Here is a 19,683-nt window from a genome sequence, read left to right as displayed (position 1 = left end):
AGCAGCCCGCGCCGTACGCTCGTACTCCCGCAGGAAGGCGAGCCCCATGCCCTCAGCGAAGGTCACCATCTCGTTCGGCCTGGTCACCATCCCCGTCTCTCTGACCCCGGCGACGGATGACGGCCCCGCCATTTCTTTCCACCGCATCCATACCAAGGACGGCGGCCGGGTCCGGAATCTGCCGACTTGCAGCCTCGATGGTGAAGAGGTCCCCCGCGAGGACATCGGCCGAGGCTATGTCACCGGCGACCGCGTCGTGCCGGTCACCGACGAGGACCTTGACCGGCTACCCCTTCCGACGGCGAAAGTGCTGACGATCTTGTCCTTCGTCGACTCCTCGGAGGTCGACCCGCTCCAGATCGGCCGTCCGTATTACGTCCACGCCGAAGGCCCGTCCGCGAAGCCGTACGAGCTGCTGCGCCGGGCGATGGAGGACCAGGGGCAGGTCGCGCTCGGGAAGGTGGCCCTGCGGGACCGGGAAACCCTCGCGATGATCCGCCCCATGAACAACATGCTGGTGATGCACGCCCTGCTCTGGCCCGACCAACTGCGCTCCCCGGCCGGCGTGGTCCCCGACCGCCCCGTAGAGATCACCGCGCAGGAGCTTCAGGCGGCGGAGGAGCTGATGGACTCGTACGGCCCGCTGGACGAGGAAGACCTTCGCGATCACTACCGCGAGGAGCTGGAAGAGATCATCCAAGCCAAGCTGGAGGAGCGCGAGCCCGAGGTCGAGGCCGAGAAGCCCGCGCCGGGCGGGAAGATCGTGGACCTGATGGCCGCGTTGGAGGAGAGTGTGCGCTCGGCCCGTCAGTCCCGCGGCGACACCGGCGAGGAGGCCACCGTCACCCCGCTGCGAGCTGTCCAGAAGGCCGTCGCTCCGGAGGAGACGCCGCCCGCCAGGAAGATTACGGGCTCCACCGCCAAGAAGTCCACGCGAGCCCCGAAGGCCACTGGCGGCAAGGCATCCACCAGCACGAAGAAGACGGCCAAGAAGACCGCGGGGAAGAAGACCACCGGCAGACGAGCCGGATAGCAACGCCGGAAGGCCCCGCCCTCGCCGGGGCGGTTGCGGCACGGGGGTCGTGTCGCCGCACGGGCTGATAGTTGATGGGACGGGATATGGCCCAGCCCGCGGTCGTACGGCCCGCTCCTTGCGTCGGGGCCGGTGTCGAACTCTAAGCAGCGCCATCGGACCGGGACGGATGCTGCCTGGGCTACCGAAGGTTAAACGAGATCCCGCCCTGGTTCCGATAGCTCCGAAATGAACGGAAGCGCCTCGGAGCTACGCCGGCACGCTGCATCTCGCGCTGAGGGCGCGATCCCCATAACGGGTTACCAGCATGCCGGTGTAGCTACCGAGGCGCAGGGCCTATCGGCGGGCTCGCCAGGCTGAGACCGCGCCACTCGCCGTGGTGCATGTCAGCAGGGCACCAATGACGATGCCCCACGCGTCACCACGCCAAAAACCGCTAGCCATCACAATGAGAGCAAGAACAAGCGAGATGGCGAGGAGTATCCGTCCGATAAGCATTATCAGCAATCCTTAAAAGCAGTCTTGGACGCCGTGGGCTGCCACTGCCGCTCCGCCCATGAGGGCTCCGGTAGCGGCCAGCGTCGTCCCGCCGCTGACCGGAGCCGCTACAACGCTACCAATAACGCCAAGGCCAGCCCCCATGGTTGCCACACCATCCCAGAAGCAGTTCGAGTTGGAGCGCTTGGCGCGCACCTTACCTTGGGTCGTCGCAGGGACCACGGTGCCTTCGATCGTGGAGCCCTTCACGTCAGCGATCTTCTGCGTGAGCTGGTCACCCTTGAGGGTCCAGGTGACCTTGTGGACCTTCCCGGCCTTGTCCTTGATGTCGACCCGCTTCATGCCGCCATCCAGCGTCCCGTCGGCCTTGAGGAATCGGACGCCGCGGTCGGTAAGGACCGCGTGGTCCCCCTTGGGCAGGTTGAGCTTGAACGTGGAAGTGGCCGCGAACTTCGCCACCTCACCACCCTTGGCAAAGGGATTTGCGGGCTTGCCCTGCGAAGCCGGAGCAGCAGCCGTGGCAGTAGCGGCCATAGAGGTCACGATCGCGGCGGCAGCCACGGTGGTGGCGAGGGCCGAACGCACGCCGAAGCGCATAAACATTTACCTTTCAATCATCTTCCGCCCCCATAACCGGGGACACACCCACCCTTGTTGACAAAAAGACCCACCCATATGGCGCGAGTCACAAATCAAGCAAACGCCCAGTAAAGATCATTTAGATACCGAGCAAAACACCCGATTAACGGTCCGGCTCGCGCCGCCAAAGTCCGATTTAAATGGAGATTCACCAATTAACCAATCGATCCCTGCCAACTTCGCCACGGCGCGTCACTTGAGCCCCGATGGCGCCGCTTTGTCCGGAACTGTGGTGCTCCATGCCTCGCAGCACGCATCACTTCGACACTGGCGTAGCCCTCGACGATCTGCCGTCGACCGATCCGGAACACAGGAGGAGAGCGCAAGGTCACCTCCGCCCGCCGGCATCGTCCCCACACGCCCCTGTACGGCGGCCGAACGATTCGCCGACTGGGCAGACATCGAAAAACGCCCCGCCCCTGCCGAAGCAGTGGGCGAGGCGCGGAGCCGTCCCTAAGCTGGCTGGTACTCGACGCGGGTGTGACCGCAGCCCGCGGCCAGGCGGCGCAGCGCGTCCCGCTCGGTCCGGTCCACGGTCAGCGCAGCTTGGTGCTGACCCGGTCGGCGGCGTACGTACAGCGCGCGTCGGCCAGCGGCGGCAGCCACTGGGCTGGGGCCTGGTCGGCCTTGGACCGGTTGGTCTTCGCGGTGACCGCGACGAGACCACGCTCGGCGCCAAGGTCGTTGGCGTACGCCTCGCGCGCGCCGCGGTCCACTGCGAGGCTCTGGAGTCCCACGCCTCCGCCAGAGGAACCATGTGTCGATGTCGAGGGCTCGGGGGTTCGTCACCGCCCCTTCCGGCGTTTGGCCGGAAGGGGAAAAGGCGTTCAGCGGCCGGCCGCGGTCCAGATCGTCACAGCCGCTCCGACCACCGACACCAGCACAGCGATCGACGGCAGCGGCCAACGCGACCGTTCAAGCGCATCAAGCCGGGTCTCGTGGTCAGCGAGTTGCCGGTCCGTTTGGTCGGAGCGCTGTACCAGCAGAGCCAGTGATCCGTCGACGCGGGCGAACCCCACGTCGACAGAGCTACGCAGGCGCTCCAACTCGACTGCCACGGCGGCCGGGTCCGACGGCGACGGATGCGTCGTCATCAGCACCTCCTACGGGATCAGTCTCGGCGTCCGGTCGACCGCGGACTCCGTGATGCCGGGCCCGACCGTGCTGCCGCCGCTGCTGGCTATGGCGGTGAGCAGGGCCAGAACCGCGGCGAGGCCAGCGGCCGAGAGCGCGCCGAGCCACGGGGCGTCGATGACGCCGGTCGCGCCGGCGCCGAGGACGGCGAGCAGGGACTGAGCGAACGTCCTGATGACGCGCTCGAAGGTCGCGCGCCAGAAGGCGGCAGTGTTCATGGTGATCCTCTCAGGGGGCTTCGAGCTGGTCGGTGATGGTCTTGGGAGCGGCCGCAGCGCGGTCACTCGGCGAGCCGGTCCGCGATCTTCTGGGCGACCGCCTCGGCGATCGCGGAGGCGAGGCCGGGGGCACTGGCCACCTTCTCGGCGAGCTTGGTCATCTGCTCGTCGGTGAGGTCGATGGGCTTGAGCGCGGCGACCTTGGCGTCGACCGCCTTGACGGCGGCGCTGGTGTCGCGGAGGTAGGCGTAGGCGTCGCGCGGCTCGTCGGTGCCCTTGTACGTCCACGGCCCGACCACACGGTCTCGGTGGACCTCGGCGAGCTGCTGGGCCTGCTGGGGGGTGAGGGACACGTCGTCCTCCGGGGTCGGGCCGCCCTTGGCGGCGGCGAGAATGGCGGCCATCGGGAGCTGGCCCGGGTCGCCGTGGTCGTTCTCGGGTACGTGCTGGTGGCCGCAGTGCCCGCGGTACCGGTTCCACGCGGCGTAGCTCATGCGGACGCTGCTCGCGCCGTACGAACCGGGGTACGCCCGCCACTGCACGCCGCAGGTCAGGGGCACACCGTGCTGGTCGTGCGCCCACCGCGCGAAGGCGCCGAGGTCCCGGATCACCCAGGCGGGCAGCTCCGGCGTGTAGAGGTGCGGTGTGCTGCCCCACCTGCGGTGGGTGGCCGGGTCGCACGTGCCGACGATCTCCACCTGGCACGTGTTCAACGTGTTCGTCTCCACTCCACCGGACCGGTTGACCAGTGCGCGGCTGGAGGTGTCGAAGTCGAAGTGCTGGTACCACCGCAGGCGCTTCGCCGACCAGTCGGGCGCGGCGGTGAAGTTCGGGGCGGACGATCCACCGTCGTATGTCGGCACGCTGGTGCCCTCCGTGGTGTGCCACACGATGACATTGGACTCCATCGCGTCGCCGCCGTACCGGCCCTGGTACCAGTACGCCATCGATGCGCCGGGGTATCGCTGCGGTCCGGATCTCGTCATGGTCAACTCACCTCGGGGGTGCGGTCGTCCCACACGATGCGGGTGGCGCCGCCGTGGCCGTGAATCGCTACAGCGTCGGTGAGGGAGTCCCAGAACACGGTGGACGGGCGGTCGCCGCGCCAGCGGACGGACACGGTGCCGGTACCGGAGACGCCCGTGACGTCGGTGTCGCGTTGCAGGGTGAACAGGCGGGGGCGTGTGCGGGGCATACGGTCCTCCAGACGTACGAGAGGCCCCGCGTGCACGGGACCTTGGGGGCGGGTCAGGTGGCCGGGGGGCCGTCGGGGTCGGCCGGGCGGTCCGGCGGGGGCTGATCCGGCATCGTGGGGCCCGGCGGCGGGGGCGGCAGCAGCGGCCCCTCGGGCTGCGGGGTGTCCGGCGGCCGCTCTTCGATCGGTGTGCTCATGTGCTGCTCCTCAGCTCTGGACGGTGTACGCGGAAATCAGAGAGGCGCGGAGGGTGCCGGTGCCGGTGACACGGCGACCGCGCACGCGGATGTCGACCTGCTGCATGTGCGCGTAGCCGGTCAGGTCGACGGGGCCGAAGGTGAACCAGTCCGCCGCGAACACGACGTTGCCGGTGGCCACGACGGTGTTGCCGACGATCAGGTCCACGACGCCGGTCGCGCCCGAGGTGTCCATGGCCGCCCGGATGACCACGACCAACTTGGGCTGCTGCTTGTAGATGCGGCCGATCCACAGCTCCTGCGCGGCTGTGGATGACGTGCGGGGCCAGTAATCCCAGCCCCCCTGGTACGCCGGCGCCATCTGCACCGGCAGGTAGGGACGCGCCAGGCCGGAGCCGGACACGGTGTCGTCGGCGATCACGGGGTTGTCCTGGCGGTCCCAGAACGCCCACGCCTGCGTCGCGTCCTCGATGCCCGCGAAGCAGGTGAACACGTCGCTGCCGTCCTCACGGCGCATCCAAATCGCCTGCTGAGGAGTGCCGTCGGGATGATCGAAACGGCTGTCGTGGATCGCCCCGACGTCCACGACGCGGACGCCGGGCGGGGTGTCCATCGCGAGGCGGCCGCCATTGACGACGCGCATACCGCCGGCGCCGACCGTCGCGGCCTCCAGGCGCCGCGCCGCGCGCAGTTCGCGGACCTCGCGCTCCAGTGCGGCGATGCGGCGTGCAAGGGTGGTCGCGTCGGGCGGCAGCTGGCTGGCGGGGGTGGGCATCAGTCCTCCACGAGGATCGGGCGGATTCGGTCGGCGCCGGGGTCCAGCTCCCAGGCCCAGGCGCGGGCCACGGTCTCGGCGCCGCGCGGGTGCCGCGGCGAGGACTCGACGGCGATGCGGACGGAATCACCCAGGCCCCAGTCCCGGCCGATGCGCGGCGCGACGGAGGCGACGGCCTCGACCGACCACACCTTCGCGCCGGTCTGCATTAGCGCCAGAGCGCGGGCGGCGTGCGCGTTGAGCTGGACCGGGTCCGTGAGGCCCGAGGCGGGGGTGAAGCGGTGAACCCAGCGCGGCCAACCGCCCGCGATCAGCGCGTCGGCGGTGTAGACCTGGCTGGTCAGGCGCCCGGCGGACTCGCCCTCACCGCGCGCCTGCACGACGGTGGCCCCTTTGCCGGACTCGTAAGACTCGGCGAGGGTGTAGGAGCTGACGCACCCGGGGTAGTCGAACACGCCCTCGGGCTGGACGGCTTGGGTGCCGATCGCCGGCCGGACGCGGACCGGCAGGACGAACCCGCTGTGGTCCGCGTTCCAGGCGACATCGACCGTCCACTCGGGCCCGCCCTCCATCCCCATGATCTCCTGCACCGCCGACAGGATCGTCCGGTCGTCGCCGTCCAGCACCGAGTAGTCCAGCGGCCGGCCGGTCGGCGGCGCGTCCAGGACGAACGGCGGGCCGTCGCTCATCGCGTTGCTGAAGAGGCTGGTGAGGACGGTGGCCTGGTCTTGCTGGACGGCGGTGACGGTGCCGGTGTAGCGCGCGTCGAGGTAGCGCTCGGGGGTGGCGCACTGCAGGCTGATGTCGGTGGCGCTGCCGCCGTCGCGGGTCAGGACGATGCCCGGCCAGACGGGGGTGTCGGTCGCGGTGTCGACCGCGACCAGCAGCGCGGTGCCGGGCGCGGTGGCGGCCTCCCAGTCGGCCGGCGCCCCGGCCAGGCCGAGATTGGCGCTGAGCGTGGTGGTCTCGCCCAGCTTGCGGCCGAGCGCGCCGCCCGGCTTGAGGGTGCGCAGATCCTCGATGATGGCGCCGGTGCGCAGATCGCAGCCGTACCAGGCCAGGGTGACGGGCACCTGCGGGTCGGGCTGGCCGAGAGGAGCGGCGGGCAGCACGGTCGGCGTGCTCATGCGAGGGCGTACCGGATGCCGCGCAAGCTGAACCAGTTCGTCTCGGTCGGCCCGGAGGTGGCCGACACCAAGGACACCGTGCCGTCAGCGTTGAAGTCGACCTTCAGACTGTTGATCGCTGCGGCTTCTCCTGCGGCGGACGTGGCGTTGCGGGCGATGGTGAAGGAGGCACGGCCGGCCGGGCGAAACCCATTTGCTCCCCCGGGGAGCGCCGTAGAGAGGATGTTGGTGGTCTGCGCGCCGTTCGCGCGGCTGGCGCCGCCGTCCCACTCCATGTAGTCGGTACCGCGGTCGTTGAACTTGCGGTACCGGATCGGCCCGTTCGAGTTCCCGTTGGTCGTCAGGTCGCCCTGGGTGTAGCCGGAGCCAAGGGTCGGAACGGTCCAGCCGACCGTCTGCACCTTCTGGTAGGTGTCCCACGAGCTGCCGTTCCAGCGCTGCAGGTCAGTGCCGTTGTCGCGGAACATGCCGACGTACAGGCCCGAGGCGTTGGCGTCCGGCAGGATGCCGCCGGGCGCCACGGTGTACGGGCGGACGGCCAGGGACACCGAGGGGGAGCCGCCGCCGACCGGCGGCACGGCGATTGTGGCCAGGGCGACGTAGATGACGGTGCCGGCCGGGGTGGGCGCCACCGGCGTCGAGGAGGGGGTGCCGGGCAGGTAGACGACATCGGCCTGGCGCAGCCCGGTGCCGTCCACGGTGGTGTCCCACACCCGCAGGTACACCAGGTCGATGCGGGACAGGGTGGCGTGGGCGGCCTGCAGGGTGCCGGACCAGGCCGAGGGCAGCGCCGCCCGGTAGGTGCCCTGCCCGGTGTACCAGACCCACGCCGCGCCGGGGCTGACGTTAATCGTGGTGCCAGAGAGAGTGGTGGTCAGGCCCGGATCGCCCGGCCGGACGCCGGAGCGGCCGCCGAGCGCCTGGCCGTTGCCCATGACGCCGAGGAGCGCGGCGCGGCGTAGCTCCGTCTCGTCGTAGGTGATCGTGTTGATGTCGAGCGGGTCGAACGGCACGGGGCCTCCTTACATCCAGGCCGAGCGCCAGCGGACGGTCAGCAGTGCGGTGGCCGAGTAGGCGGCGGCCCGGAACTGGTACGAGACGGCCCCGCTGGCGGGGATGGTGGGCCAGCCCTGCGGCGTGGTCAGGTAACGGCGTCGGGACACGTTGCCGTTGAGGATTGCGGTGTGGGCGTCGGTGTCGATGACCAGATGGTCGCCGTCGGCGAGGTCTAGGCCGTACCGCAGCATCCGCACCGAGCCGTCCGGCATCTGCCCGAACACGGCCGGCTGGGACACCGGGCCGCTGATCGTCATTGTCGGGCGGGTGTCGAACGAGCCCTCGTTGTAGGCGTCGACCTGTCCGGCCACGGTCGTCGCCGCCAGCGTGTACGGCACGGCGTACGGCGGCGTGAGCCCGCCGGTGGTGACCGGCAGACCGGTACTGCCCTGCTGCAGGACCGTGGCGTACCGCCGCGGGTCGGCCGCCGTGACCAGCACCGAGTACGACGCGATCCGGTCCGTCACGTACTCCAGCAGCGGCTCACCCGCGCGCCGCACCGTGGCCTGCTTCGGGGTGCTCTCGTGCACGACCAGCGGGGTGTCAGTCAGCGCAGCCGCGGACCGCAGCCGCTCCATCGCGTCGTCCAGCGCGGCCAGGTCCGGCGCGGTGATGGTGCCGGCCAGCGTGATCGGCCGCTCCCCGAGGTAGACCGGCGATGCCCACGCGCCGTGGTCACCCTCGCGCGGCTGGTACTCCGCCCGCACCGACGCGGACCCCCACCCGTCAAGTTTCCCCAGGGACCAGGCGATCCCGGACCCGTCCACGGCCCCGAGCGGAAGCGGGCCGAGATCGGCCCGCAGCCCGCCGAGGCTGTCACCTGCGGCGTACGGCACCGCGCACCTCCTATCCCACGAACGTCAGATGGCGCGCGATGTCGGCGGCCTGGGCCGCGCTGGATTGTTTGGCGCCGTGCAGGTTGACCGTGGTGTGCCGGGCAATCTCGCGTACCACCGTGGACGGCTCGGAGCGGGCGGCCCCGTACCGGCCGGCGGGCACCAGTTGGTAGCCCATGAGCCCAGCCGTCCGCGAAAGCAGGCCCTGCGACCGGGCCGAGCCGTCGACCGGAATCCACGACTCGACCGCGCCGGCCTCGGCGGCGAGGACGGCGGTCGGCCGGGTGAGGATGCCGCCGCGCGCCATCGCGGTGACCCCGCCCTGCCCCGCCCACTGCGCCAGAAACACCTTCTTGTACGCGTCGGGCAACTTGTTGATCTGGCTCAGCATTTTCGGGATCAGGGTCTTCAGCGTGCTGAAATCCACGCCAGCGCCGATGACGTCGGCGATGCCCGCGCCCGCTTTCGAGCGCAGCGCGGCCAACACGGTCAGCGACGCGGACAACTCCTCGCCGGTGAGCACCTTGCCGTTCTTGCCGACGGCCTTGTTCGCCGCGGCCACGTCGCTGGCCTTGCCGGTGACGGCCTGGTGGGCCAGATCCATCGCCGTGGCATCGCCCTGCGCCGCCAGTTGCGCCGCCAGATCACCGAACCCGCGCGCAGCGAGGGTCTGCAGGTCACTGGCGAACTGCTGGCTCTTCGAGGTGCTGGAGTCGAGCTGCTTGGTGAAATCGGCCAGGGTCGCCTTGGCAACGCCGCCGACCTTCTGCAGCTTGCCGACGATGTCCTTGAACTGCTTGTCGGACGCCTTCGCCAGCTGCTCCACCAGGGCGTAGCCCTCCGAGCCCATGCCCTCCAGCAGTTCCCGGATGTCCTGCCCGCCGCGCTTGGAGATGACGTCCAAGTTGCGCTTCCACCAGTTCGTGGCCGCCAGCGACTGATCGAGCTGCTTGCGGTACGCGGCCAGGCTGAAGCCCGACGGCGGCTTCGCGCCGGACGGCAGGCCCAGCTGCTTGTCGAGCGCCTTGACGTCGGCCAGTTCCTTGTTGGCCTTGTTCTGCGCGGCCTTCAGCTGGGCCTTGGTGTGCTTCCCCTTCTTGATCTTGTTCAGCTCGGCGACGGCCGTCTGATACTCGCTGTACGCCTCCTTCAGCTTGCCCATCAGGGTGTCGTAGCGGGCCTTCGGGTCGCCGCCCTCACCGGTCATGACCACGCCGCCGGTCGGCTGGTACGTGAACCCGCCACCCGCGAAGCCGGGTACGCCGCCCTGCGCGAACTTGGGCAGCCGCTCAGCGTTGATCGCGTCGAGCAGCGGCAGCCCGTACCGCCGTACCGCGGACGCCCTGACGACGTACTCCGTGTCCGAGACCATGGCGGGTCCGGCAGCGAACAGGCCGAGGATGCTGTCGCTCGTGCTGGTGCCGGGACCTCGCACGTATCCGCCCTGCGGGAACGCCTGGACGTCGCCGCCGCCCGCGTAGCCGGGCACCGGGCCGCCGCGGGCGCGCCCGTACCGGTAGCCGTCCGCGTACGGCCCGTAGGTGTTCCGCTTGACCTCATCGACGTACGTGGTCTTGAAGATGCTGACGGTGACAGTGCGGCCCTGCAGACCGTTGATCACGCTCTGAATGCGGGCGACCTGCACGGACGGAGGACCGGGCGGGACCGATACACGCACCGACCCGTCCTTCATGTGCGTGACCTTGAACCCGAGCCGCTTGAGGGCCGCCTCGGCCGCGCCGGTCAGCGCGCGCATCGGGATCTCTTTGCCCTTGGTGTTGCGGACCTTGTTCTGGACCTGCTGCAGGTCCTGGATCGCCTTCGTCGTGTTCGCCTTGACGTCGGTCGTCTTCGACGACGGCAGCTGCGCGTACGCCGCCGTGAGCTGCCGGATCTGCGGCTCGGTGAACCCGGCCGCCCGCATCGTGCGCTTCAACGCGGCGATGTTCTGTTCGAGCACCGCGTTGCCCGCGGCCACCGAGCCCTTCTGCTCGGCAACGCTCTGGGCATGCGTCATCGCCGCTTTGGCCGCGTCCAAGAATGCCGACTTGACCGCGCGCCCCTTCTCGCTGGTCACGTCCAACGAGTGGCCGTTGTCCTTGACCGCTTCCGTCAGCGAGTGCAGCGACGCCTGGAACGCGATCTCGTCCTGCGCCGCACCGATGTTGACCCCGTTCAGGGCGTTCAGCGCATCGGTCAGCTTCTCAGCTTCGGTCCGCTGGTCCTCGAATTGCTCCTTCGTCATCGCGGCCTGGTCGCCCAAACTCTTCTGCCCCTGGGCCGACAGCTTGGCCTGCGTGTCCGCGCCCGCCAGCGCGTCCGTGTACTGCGGCAGCAGGCCCTTGACCGCGTTCACGGAGACGCCTTGCTTCTCGGCCTCTGCAGCCAGCCGTGAGAAGGCTCGCTGCGCCACGTCCGCGCTGCCGGACTGCACCATCTGAGACAGGGCCTCGTCCAAGGCGTTGACCTTGTCCTTGGCCTCCGTCAGGCCACCAGCCTCGCCGCCGATCAACGGCACCTTGCCCAGGGCATCCGTGAAAGCGGTCAGCCCTTCGGGGTCGGTGATCCGCTTCACCGCGTCCCCGAACCCGTCCAGGTTCTTACCGAACGCGTCGGCCACCTCGCCGGCGGCCTTCCCCCGCACCGCGAGGTCAACCAGCGAGTTCGTCAGCCTGGTGACGTTGGGCGGGGCGTCCAGCAGCTTCCGGCCGAGCGAGTCAACGCCGACCTTCACCGCGGCGAGAGCACCGACGACCAGGCCGACCTTGCCGAGCATCATCATCGCGGCCCGCGCCCGAGCCGCCGTCAGCCCCATCGCCACCAGTTCCCGGCGTACGGCCATGATGCGCGGCAGCATCAGCAGCAACGCCGACCCGGCCAGACCGACCGCACCCACGATGCCGACGACGGCCGTCACGCTGCGCTGAGCGGACGGCGACAACTGGTTGTACCAGTTCACGGCGCTGGTCAGCGCCTGCGTCATTCCCCGAAGCATCCCGTTCGCGGCCGAGCCAGAGGAGATCAGCCCGGTCGTCAGGGCGCTCGTCAACCTCTCGTAGTCTCCGGCGAGGTTGTCGGTCATCGTCGCGGCGACCCGGGTCGCGTAGCCGGAGTCTGAGACCGCCTTCCGCCAGGTGTCGACGCCGATCGCGCCAGCCTGGTAGAGGATCGTGGCCGCACGTACCGCGTCCGAGCCGAAGATCGTCGCGAAGGCCGCATTCCTCGCCTCAGGAGTCAGGCTCCCGAAGCTGTCGTGCAACCTCTGCGCCATCTCGCTCAGGCCCACAAAATCGCCCTGCGAGTCGTACGCCGAGAAGCCCACCGCGTCCATCGCGGCCTGGGCCTCGTTGGACTGCGGGGTGAGCCGCTGCAGCATGACCTTCAGCGACGTGCCTGCGTCCGAGCCGGTCAACGCGTTCTGGGCGAACATCGCCAGCGTGCCGACCGTGTCTTCCAGCGACAAGCCGGTCTGGTTGGCGAGCAGGGCGGACTGCCGGAAGGCCATGCCCATGTCGTGCACGTTCGTGGCGCTCTTGCCCGCGCCGGCCGAGATGACGTCGGCAATGTGCGCGACGTCCGCGCCCTTCAGCCCGAAGGCGTTCATCGCCTGGGCGCTGATGATCGCGCTCTCGCCCAGCTCCAGCTGCCCGGACGCGGCCAGGTCCAGCGAGCCCTTCAGAGCGCCGCCGATGATGTCGGCCGTCGACACGCCCGCGCGCGCCAGCTCCGCCTCAGCGTTCGCCGCCTCGGAGGCGGAGTACTTGGTGGCGTTGCCCGCGTCCAGCGCGGCCTGGGAGAGCTGCCGCATCTCGGCCGCTGAGCCGTCCGTGACGGCCCGGACCTCGGACATGCCCTTCTCGAAGTTCGCGGCGGCCAGCGCGGCGGCGACGAAGGCGCCCACCAGCCCAAGGCTCGCGAGGCGGACCGCCTTCAGCGCGCGGGTGCCGTTGGTGGCGACGCCCATGATGCCGGCGCCCGCCGCGACGGCCGCCAGGTGCATGGACCCGAGCGCCCGGCCGGTCGCCGCGGCAGCCGCCGACCAGCGGGCCGCCACCCAGCCCGCCGCGGTCCCGGCAGCCGTACGCGCGGCCGCCATCGACCCGGTGACCGCCGCCGACGTCGCCCGCCACCGCGCCGCCACGGCCCCGGCAGCCGCCGACCAGCGCGCCGACACCGCCGCCGCACCGGCTCCAGCCGCGCCCTGGACGCCCGCGGCGCCCCGGCCGACCGCCGCCATCGCGGCCTGCCAGCGCGCGGCCACCGCCGACGACGCGGCGGACCACCGCGACGCGACCGCGCCCGCCCCGGCCGACAGGCCCGCCGCCGCGCGCGACCCCGCGGCCGTGGCCAGGGCCGCCAGCCGCGGGAACCGAGCCTGCGTCGCGCTGAGCACCGCGTTCCAGCGCAGCGCGACCCGGTCGGCACCGGACGCCAGGCCCGCGCCCATCAGCGCCCCGCCCGTGCGGGCGGCGGCCGCCGTGCGGGCGATGCGGGACTGCACCGCCTGCGTGGCCGCCTGCCACCGGGCCGAGACCTGCGCCGCTGCCCGGCTGGAGGCCGCACTGATCGGCGAGAACGCCGCCGCACCCCGCGCCCCCATGCGGGACATCGACGCGGAGGCGCGCTGGGCCATGCCGTTGACCGCGGCGCTGGCCCGGCCGGACTGCACCTGGGCGGCTCGGGCCATCGACGTCAGCGACGCCTGCGCCCGCTGGGTGCCGGCGCGGGTGCTCGCCGCGATCTGCCCGGCCGTCTGCTGGGTGACGCGGGCGGCCTGCCGCATCGCGGCCTGGTACGGCGTGACGGTGCCGGTCAGGACAACCCGGACGGTACGGTCGGCCACGGCGTCACCTCTTCAGGATCGAGACGTGAAGGCCGCGGGGATCACCCCCCGACTCCTGGTACCGGTGCGCCGCTCGGGCACCGGTGGCGCATGCGTGGCAGCGCAGCAGCTCTGCGTCGTACGCGAATTCGGCTTCGATCGTGGAGACCTCGGACCACGGCTGGCCGCAGTCCGGGCAGGTGTCGGCCTCCACCTGGGCCAGGGCCAGAGCCCAGGCCCGGTCCTCCTCCGTCCACAGCGGCTCCCCGGGCTGCGGCATGGGGCGCCCCATGAAGATCGAGCGTGGGACGCCCCAGGCCCGCGCGGTCTCTACTTCCCGTCGGTGAGGGAGGCCAGGATCGAGGAGGCGCTGACAGAGAAAGGGACGCTCGTCGCCTCCGCGTTCACGTCGTACGCCGCCTGGCACAGCTCAGTCCGCTGGCCCTCGTTGAGGACCTCGAACAGCTCGGCGACCTGCTCAGCGGACATCACGGGCTCGATGCAGCACTCCGCGAGAAGGGCCTGCGGGAAAGTGGCCGGATCCCACAGCTGGTTCTTGTCCTTCGACGGGTGCGCGGCCACGAGGTCGGAGTAGGCGAGCCGGCCGAGCGCCCGCAGCCGGAAGTCGACCTTGGACTTCTTCAGCCGCTCGCGGGCAGCGGCGATCTGCTTGGCCAGCTTCTCACCCGGATGTTTGGCCCCCAGGCTGTCCGGCTGCCAGGTGTCCGACAGCCCGGCCAGCTCCGCCTCCAGCCGCTCCACCTCGGCCGCCTCGTCACCGGCCAGGTACAGCGGCACGGTCTTCTCACGCGGCTTGGCCCGCTTGAGGATCTCGGTGATGTCCGGCATCAGGCCACCACCGCGCGGGTCTGCGGGGCGTTGGTGAGCATCATCTTCGAGGTGAACTTGCTGACCTCGTTCGCGGCGGGCGGCGCGGAGGCCGGTTCACCGCAGGCGACCGGGTAGACCTCGATCTCCTGTCCCGGGGCGAACGCGATCTCGTAGTCGATACCGCGGCGGACTCCCAGGTACCCGTGGGTGCCGTAGGTCAAGGTGCGCCAGGGCAGGTCCTCCTGCGGAGTGGTGCCCCGCTTGCATGTCACCTCGATGTCGTATTTCACGCGGCCCGGCTCGGCCGTGTCGAAGCGGCTGGCCAGCGAGTTGGTGTCCACCGATGCCGTGTCGGGGTCGATCTTCAGACCGTCCGGGGTGATGCGCCCCGTGATGTCGGGCGCGGCGTTCAGCTCGGGGGCCGGCGGTGCGCTCTGGGAGCTGATCGACGCCAGCCAGATCACCTTCGTCTTGCCATCGGAGATCAGATCGGACATGAGGTGCCTCCTCGGGGCATAAAGAAAGCCCCGTCGGGCGGGGCGGCGGAGCGGGGCGGTGTCAGCTGCGGAAGGCTCCGACGGTCACGGATGTCGTGGACGAGTAGCTGATGGATGCCAGGCCATCGGCCGGGTTGGTGTTCAGGTCCTCGTAGATGGGGATCTTCTTCGTTGCCGAGGCGGGGACGGTGACCGTGCGGTCGGCGGCCTGCTGGCCGCGTACCGAGGCGTACGAGGCGATGGTCACGGTGACCGACGAGGCGCCGCCGTTGGCGACCTCCACGAAGACCCGGTCGCCGCCCGGCTTGACCTTGTCGCCGCCGGACGCGGCGTTGGACAGAGTGGACGTGGTGCCGGCCGCCAGCAGCGGCTGGACAGTGAGCGTGGCCATGGACCCTCCCGGTCAGGCAGTGGATTTCAGCCGGTACTGCACCGGCAGGAAGTACAGGGGCGGGGATACGTCGTCGTCGCGGTCGACCGGCGGGCCGCCCAGTTCCTCCGGCCGCCAGGTACTGCGACCGGGCACCGCGAGCGGCGCGTGCAGGGCGCGGCGGCCCTGCTGCGCCACCCACAGGCACTGGACGGCGGTCGGTGCCACGCACGTGAGCTGGAAGAGGACGACGAGGTCGGTGCGGCGGTCGGCCAGCGACTCGCACCCGACCGTGCCAGGGTCCGGGTACAGGACCGCGTACCGGCTGTTGGCGGGCACTGGCGATGGGGCTCCGCCCAGCCCCACCGCCAGCCCCGCGCCCACCAGCGCCGCCCGCACCGCCTCGATGTGCGGGCCGATGTCCGGAACCGTGGTCACTGCCACGGCGCCCGGAGCGTAAGAGCCACCACGTGCGCGGTGAACCGCGGCGCCTCGGCCAGCAACGCCCTCCCGCCGTCGTTGTGCGGCCGGTTGTGCACGGACCCGAATTCGAGCAGGTTGCCCAGCGCACCCTGCTTGCGGGCCTTGTCCGGGCCGATCTCCGCGGTCGCGCCGCCCGGAATCGGCAGCACGTCGTAGGAGATGCTGCGCGGGTAGTGCCGCGCGTGCCGCCCGGACGATGCCGCGGCGTTCGCCGCCCACGTGGTCTTGATGTTCAGGGCGCCGCGGGTGACGATGCTCGTCATCTGCTGCTCCGCCCGCGCCGGCGCCATCCGCAGCGCCACCGCGGTGCGCTGCAGCTCGCGTACGTCTGCCGTCATGATCTGTCCTCCGCGCTGATCCGCCACGCCGTGGCCGTAGAGCTGTACTCGGCGCCTGTCACCCACAGCCGCAGGCCCACCATCCGCGCATCCGGCGACGCCAGGACATCGACCACATCGCCCGGCCGGGGCCGCACGGACGGCACCGGGGCCGCCCACGGCAGCGACACGGTGAAGCGGCTCAGCGTCAGCGGCTGCTCGCCCGCGTCGACCTCGCGGCCCTCCGCGGTCAACGGCTTGACCCGTGCCGGGCCGCTGTAGAGCGCCGTCGAGGGGGCCGGCGTAGTCGCGCCCGTCGACCAGTCGAAGTCCCCGGCGCCGGGCCGGTAGAGCGCTACCGTCTCACGTGCCAGTCTCGCGGCCGCCGCACGGCCCGCGGCCAGCAGCGCCTCCAGTGCGCTCACGACGGTGCCACCGTGAACGCCGCGCGGCGGTACGGGCGCAGGGCGTCCTTGTGCTCCTGGGAGAGCGTCGCCCCGCCGATCGTCTCGGACGCGAACGTGCGCTGGTAATCGTCGATGGCCTCGCTGCGCAAATTTTCCGGGTTGGAGAGGCTGAGCACGGCCAGGTCCAGCACCACATCGACGATGTCGTCCGGGATCTCCGCGTACCCGTGGGAGTAGACGGCCCGCACCTGCGGTGCCCAGACGCCGGTCGGCCGGTTCCACGGCCAGCCCATCAGCCGAGTCGGCTGGTACCAGGGCTCGCCTCGGGTCAGCTCGGCACCGAGCCGCGTGAAGTCGCGGCCCTCGACGCACACCAGCTCGATGCCCGTCATGCCCGACAGCTCTGTGACCACCAGCGGGTGCTGAGCGTCCACGAGCAGGGGCCGCTCCGGCAGGGCCAGGATGCGCCCACCGCCCTTGAGCACCACGGTCTCGTTCTCGACCAAGGTGATCGTTTGGCGGGTGTAACGGCGGACTCGCGCGGATGCTCGCCGCAGAGCGAGTGCCGCCGCCGGGCCGGTGGCGGTGGCACCGGCTGCGGCGAGGTCGGCCTCCGTGGCCAGGGGCGGCAACGCCATGATGCCCCCTTACTGCTCCGCGATCTTCTGGAGTTTCTTCAGGAGAGTCGACCGCGGCTTGTCCCGTGCCGTCTCCTGTGCGATCGCTGTATCCGCCCGATCCGGGTCGTCGCCCACCCACGTCAGGATGTCGTCGGCCGTGCCGTCCGCCTCCGGCTCCGATCCGCCGCCCGGTTCCTCCGGCTGGTCATCGGCGCCCGGCTTCCCCCAGAGGGCGGCGGCTTCGTCGGCGGGTTCGACGTCCGACCTGGTTTCCAGCAGGTGCACGGCCAGGCCGCCCGATACCTCGGTGCCCGCAGGAATGTCGATGAGCCGGTAGTTGTAGTACGGCCGCAGGGCCGTACGTGCGCGTACGCGCATGAGTCCTCCGTCCTGCGGCCGGACCGCGCGGGCCCGGCCGGCTCGTCAGGCGTGCTCCAGCACGACCGCGCGCTTGTACAGGGCGGGGTCGCTGTTGGCCAGCGCGTCGGACGGGACACCGAAGTCGCCCACCCAGCTCCACGACGTGGAGATGATCTGCTGCAGACGGTCCTGCGGCGGACGCACGATCCGGGCCACCTGCATGGTCGGTGCGACATCGACCATGGCGATGTCCGGCACGTCCCCCACGCTGCTCTCGCCGAGCAGGTCGGCCATCCCGTCGAACGGCGCTGAGATCAGCGCGCCAGCGCCGACAACGATCGGCCGGTGGACGGGCACCGTCCCGGTCGAACCGCCGGCGATGGTGGGGCATTCGTTGTTGCGGACCCAGTCGATGCCGCCGAATCGCCCGATCGACAGGTCGGTGTAGACAGGGCTGTCGACGCGGCCCTGCAACGCCTGCTTGAAGTCGGGATCCGAGAACAGCTGGGCCTCGGTGTCCGGGTCAATGTGCGCGATGTAGTACCCGTTGACCGTGGGCACATTCATCTTCCGCAGACGCGTCACGGCGGCCCGGAACATCGCGAAGCTGGCGATGTTCGAGGTGGTGAGGTCGTAGGCGGTGTCGCCGGTCGGGCGGATCGTGGTCGGCGCGTTCGCCGCCACGACGTAGTCGCCCGCGGTGTCGGCCCGCGCGGTACCGAGCGTCAGCGTGTTCGTCGCCGTGTTTACGCCGGTCACGGTGTTGGGCGTGCCCTCGATGGTGACCGCCAGCGGAGCGGCGGCCGATACGGCGGTGAGCACGCCGTTCACCATGACGTGCGTGAACCCGGACACGCTGTTGACGACCATGGAGGTGTCGGAGGACCCGGCGGTGGTCACCCAGGTCCGGCCACCCGAATAGGCCGTGTACAGCTTGTTGCGGGCGATCTGGTTCAAGCTCTGCCCCGCGTTGATGCCCAACGTCTGCACGTCGGCGAGGAACTTGCTGGCCAGCGCCATCTTCGACGTGAGCATGTTGGTGTCGACGGCGAGACCGTACTGGTCCATCGTCACCGACCACTGCTCGATGCCGTACGTCGCAGGCGAGGTGTCGTTGCCGGTGATCGGCGTCGTGGACGGCGTCAGCAGCCCCTTGCGCGTCATGATCTTCGTGTCACCGAGGCCGCCCTGCCAGGGCTCGTTGTCGGCGATGGCCGGGAAGATGAACTCGGGCTTGAGCGCCTCCTGGAACACCCTGTCGAGCAAACCGTTTTGCATCATGGCGCGGATGGCGGCCGGGATCGTGCCGCGGACGTCGTGCCGGTCCAGCCGGAACCACGGCCGCACAGCGGTCTGGGTCATGGTCACTCCTGTGTGATGTCGACGGACACGAGGTCCGGGTGCTGCCGGGCGATCTGTTCCAGGCCCAGCAGCGCGGTGTGGGTGATGGCCGACACGGCGGCGCAGACCCGGCCGTTCTCCGCGTGCTCCTCGTGACCGTCCACCTCGATCACAGTGCGGCCGTCGCCCAGGCGGGCGCGGACACGGATCACGTGCGCAGACGGAAGCCCGGCACGCTCTTGGCCAGTTCAGCTTCGAGCTCGGCCCGGTCGGCGGTGCGGAAGTCGGTGGCCGGCGCGGCCTGGCGCGAGCCCTGAGCCGGGTCGGGTTTCGGCGTCTTCTTCTCAGGCTCGGCGGCCGGGCGTCGCAGGTGCGGCTTGCGTTCCAGCAGCGCTTCGAGGTCCGCGGCGATGGCGGCGGTGTCGATATCGCCGTCGTCGTCGGTGTACGCGGCCGGGTCCAAGTACACCGCGGCGTCCTCCGGGTCGGCGAAGTCGGATGCCGCGGCCTTCACCTCGGCGAGCACGGCCCGCCTGGTGGCCTTGGCCGCCAGCTCCGCCAGCTGCTCGGCCTTCGTGTTGGCCTTCTCCAGCTCGGACTTGTCCCGGTCCTCGAACTCCTGCACCTTGCGCTGTGCGGCGGCCGCGGCCTTCTTGGCATCGGCCGCTTCCTTCTTCGCCGCGGCCTTTTCCGCCTTCATCCGGGCCAGGGCCTTCTTCCCGGCGTCGCCGAGCTGGTCGGCGCCGTCCAGGTCCGGCGCGTCACCCTCGTCGGGCGTCTGCGGGTCCGGCTCGTCCGGTGCGGGCGTCTCCGGGCCGATGTCGACCTTCGGCTCGGGGTCGTCGTGCCTGTCCAGCCGGAACCAGCCGGTACGGGTGTGCTTCATGTGTTCTCCCGTTGCGGGATTGTGGCCGTACCTTGCGCACG

24 protein-coding genes and 1 pseudogene are annotated in these 19,683 nt (G+C 70.6%); 1 reads left to right on the top strand and 24 read right to left on the bottom strand.

What is annotated here, in order from left to right:
• The first annotated feature begins 46 nt into the window (after positions 1 to 46).
• Positions 47 to 1,033 (top strand): Ku protein, encoded by a 987-nt coding sequence (locus AB0L45_RS00305; RefSeq protein WP_365834503.1) that lies wholly within the window; start codon positions 47 to 49, stop codon positions 1,031 to 1,033.
• Between the two features lie 510 nt (positions 1,034 to 1,543).
• On the opposite strand, the gene AB0L45_RS00300 is transcribed toward AB0L45_RS00305, so the two are convergent.
• The 24 genes and pseudogenes from AB0L45_RS00300 to AB0L45_RS00185 all read right to left on the bottom strand — a co-directional run bounded on the left by AB0L45_RS00300 (position 1,544) and on the right by AB0L45_RS00185 (position 19,642).
• Positions 1,544 to 2,128 (bottom strand): hypothetical protein, encoded by a 585-nt coding sequence (locus AB0L45_RS00300; RefSeq protein WP_365834501.1) that lies wholly within the window; start codon positions 2,126 to 2,128, stop codon positions 1,544 to 1,546.
• Between the two features lie 495 nt (positions 2,129 to 2,623).
• Positions 2,624 to 2,959: pseudogene (locus tag AB0L45_RS00295) on the bottom strand (HNH endonuclease family protein); the annotation flags it as partial.
• 38 nt (positions 2,960 to 2,997) lie between these two features.
• Positions 2,998 to 3,264 (bottom strand): hypothetical protein, encoded by a 267-nt coding sequence (locus AB0L45_RS00290; RefSeq protein WP_365834499.1) that lies wholly within the window; start codon positions 3,262 to 3,264, stop codon positions 2,998 to 3,000.
• Positions 3,265 to 3,273: 9 nt separating this feature from the next.
• Complete coding sequence (locus tag AB0L45_RS00285) at positions 3,274 to 3,522, bottom strand: holin (RefSeq protein ID WP_365834497.1); 249 nt, start codon at positions 3,520 to 3,522, stop codon at positions 3,274 to 3,276.
• Positions 3,523 to 3,584: 62 nt separating this feature from the next.
• Positions 3,585 to 4,508 (bottom strand): hypothetical protein, encoded by a 924-nt coding sequence (locus tag AB0L45_RS00280; protein ID WP_365834495.1) that lies wholly within the window; start codon positions 4,506 to 4,508, stop codon positions 3,585 to 3,587.
• Between the two features lie 2 nt (positions 4,509 to 4,510).
• Positions 4,511 to 4,717 (bottom strand): hypothetical protein, encoded by a 207-nt coding sequence (locus AB0L45_RS00275; RefSeq protein WP_365834493.1) that lies wholly within the window; start codon positions 4,715 to 4,717, stop codon positions 4,511 to 4,513.
• A gap of 53 nt (positions 4,718 to 4,770) precedes the next feature.
• Positions 4,771 to 4,914 (bottom strand): hypothetical protein, encoded by a 144-nt coding sequence (locus AB0L45_RS00270; RefSeq protein ID WP_365834491.1) that lies wholly within the window; start codon positions 4,912 to 4,914, stop codon positions 4,771 to 4,773.
• A 10-nt stretch (positions 4,915 to 4,924) separates the two neighbouring features.
• Positions 4,925 to 5,689, bottom strand: a complete 765-nt coding sequence (locus tag AB0L45_RS00265; RefSeq protein WP_365834489.1) for a hypothetical protein — start codon at positions 5,687 to 5,689, stop codon at positions 4,925 to 4,927.
• A complete protein-coding gene (locus tag AB0L45_RS00260) occupies positions 5,689 to 6,816 on the bottom strand; it encodes a hypothetical protein (protein WP_365834487.1) in 1,128 nt (375 codons plus the stop codon). Before AB0L45_RS00260 ends, AB0L45_RS00265 begins: the two co-directional genes overlap by 1 nt.
• Entirely contained in the window at positions 6,813 to 7,829 is a 1,017-nt protein-coding gene (locus AB0L45_RS00255; RefSeq protein WP_365834485.1) for a hypothetical protein, read from the bottom strand. The genes AB0L45_RS00260 and AB0L45_RS00255 overlap by 4 nt, the downstream gene beginning before the upstream one ends.
• A gap of 9 nt (positions 7,830 to 7,838) precedes the next feature.
• On the bottom strand, positions 7,839 to 8,708 hold the full coding sequence (locus AB0L45_RS00250) for a hypothetical protein (protein WP_365834483.1): 870 nt from the start codon (positions 8,706 to 8,708) through the stop codon (positions 7,839 to 7,841).
• Between the two features lie 10 nt (positions 8,709 to 8,718).
• Entirely contained in the window at positions 8,719 to 13,551 is a 4,833-nt protein-coding gene (locus AB0L45_RS00245; RefSeq protein ID WP_365834481.1) for a phage tail tape measure protein, read from the bottom strand.
• 4 nt (positions 13,552 to 13,555) lie between these two features.
• The gene (locus AB0L45_RS00240; protein ID WP_365834479.1) at positions 13,556 to 13,810 is read right to left on the bottom strand and encodes a hypothetical protein; all 255 of its coding nucleotides are present in this window, start codon (positions 13,808 to 13,810) and stop codon (positions 13,556 to 13,558) included.
• 50 nt (positions 13,811 to 13,860) lie between these two features.
• Positions 13,861 to 14,379 carry a hypothetical protein gene (locus AB0L45_RS00235; protein WP_365834477.1) on the bottom strand — a complete coding sequence of 173 codons (519 nt, stop codon included), beginning with the start codon at positions 14,377 to 14,379 and terminating at the stop codon, positions 13,861 to 13,863.
• Entirely contained in the window at positions 14,379 to 14,858 is a 480-nt protein-coding gene (locus tag AB0L45_RS00230; protein WP_365834475.1) for a hypothetical protein, read from the bottom strand. Before AB0L45_RS00230 ends, AB0L45_RS00235 begins: the two co-directional genes overlap by 1 nt.
• Positions 14,859 to 14,919: 61 nt before the next feature.
• A complete protein-coding gene (locus AB0L45_RS00225; protein WP_365834473.1) occupies positions 14,920 to 15,249 on the bottom strand; it encodes a hypothetical protein in 330 nt (109 codons plus the stop codon).
• A gap of 12 nt (positions 15,250 to 15,261) precedes the next feature.
• Positions 15,262 to 15,672 carry a hypothetical protein gene (locus AB0L45_RS00220; protein ID WP_365834471.1) on the bottom strand — a complete coding sequence of 137 codons (411 nt, stop codon included), beginning with the start codon at positions 15,670 to 15,672 and terminating at the stop codon, positions 15,262 to 15,264.
• Complete coding sequence (locus AB0L45_RS00215) at positions 15,663 to 16,049, bottom strand: hypothetical protein (protein WP_365834469.1); 387 nt, start codon at positions 16,047 to 16,049, stop codon at positions 15,663 to 15,665. The genes AB0L45_RS00220 and AB0L45_RS00215 overlap by 10 nt, the downstream gene beginning before the upstream one ends.
• Positions 16,046 to 16,453 carry a DUF6093 family protein gene (locus AB0L45_RS00210; protein ID WP_365834467.1) on the bottom strand — a complete coding sequence of 136 codons (408 nt, stop codon included), beginning with the start codon at positions 16,451 to 16,453 and terminating at the stop codon, positions 16,046 to 16,048. The genes AB0L45_RS00215 and AB0L45_RS00210 overlap by 4 nt, the downstream gene beginning before the upstream one ends.
• Positions 16,450 to 17,073, bottom strand: a complete 624-nt coding sequence (locus AB0L45_RS00205; protein WP_365834465.1) for a hypothetical protein — start codon at positions 17,071 to 17,073, stop codon at positions 16,450 to 16,452. The genes AB0L45_RS00210 and AB0L45_RS00205 overlap by 4 nt, the downstream gene beginning before the upstream one ends.
• A 9-nt stretch (positions 17,074 to 17,082) precedes the next feature.
• Positions 17,083 to 17,433, bottom strand: a complete 351-nt coding sequence (locus tag AB0L45_RS00200) for a hypothetical protein (protein WP_365834463.1) — start codon at positions 17,431 to 17,433, stop codon at positions 17,083 to 17,085.
• Between the two features lie 45 nt (positions 17,434 to 17,478).
• Entirely contained in the window at positions 17,479 to 18,777 is a 1,299-nt protein-coding gene (locus tag AB0L45_RS00195; RefSeq protein ID WP_365835578.1) for a hypothetical protein, read from the bottom strand.
• A gap of 2 nt (positions 18,778 to 18,779) precedes the next feature.
• A complete protein-coding gene (locus AB0L45_RS00190; protein WP_030024903.1) occupies positions 18,780 to 18,968 on the bottom strand; it encodes a ribosomal-processing cysteine protease Prp in 189 nt (62 codons plus the stop codon).
• Positions 18,965 to 19,642 (bottom strand): hypothetical protein, encoded by a 678-nt coding sequence (locus AB0L45_RS00185; RefSeq protein ID WP_365834460.1) that lies wholly within the window; start codon positions 19,640 to 19,642, stop codon positions 18,965 to 18,967. The genes AB0L45_RS00190 and AB0L45_RS00185 overlap by 4 nt, the downstream gene beginning before the upstream one ends.
• Positions 19,643 to 19,683 lie beyond the last annotated feature (41 nt).

Origin of the sequence: Streptomyces sp. NPDC052496 (assembly GCF_040679095.1) — a bacterium.
In the GTDB taxonomy this organism is placed as follows: Bacteria; Actinomycetota; Actinomycetes; order Streptomycetales; family Streptomycetaceae; genus Streptomyces.
This window is presented reverse-complemented; position numbering and strand designations above follow the sequence as displayed.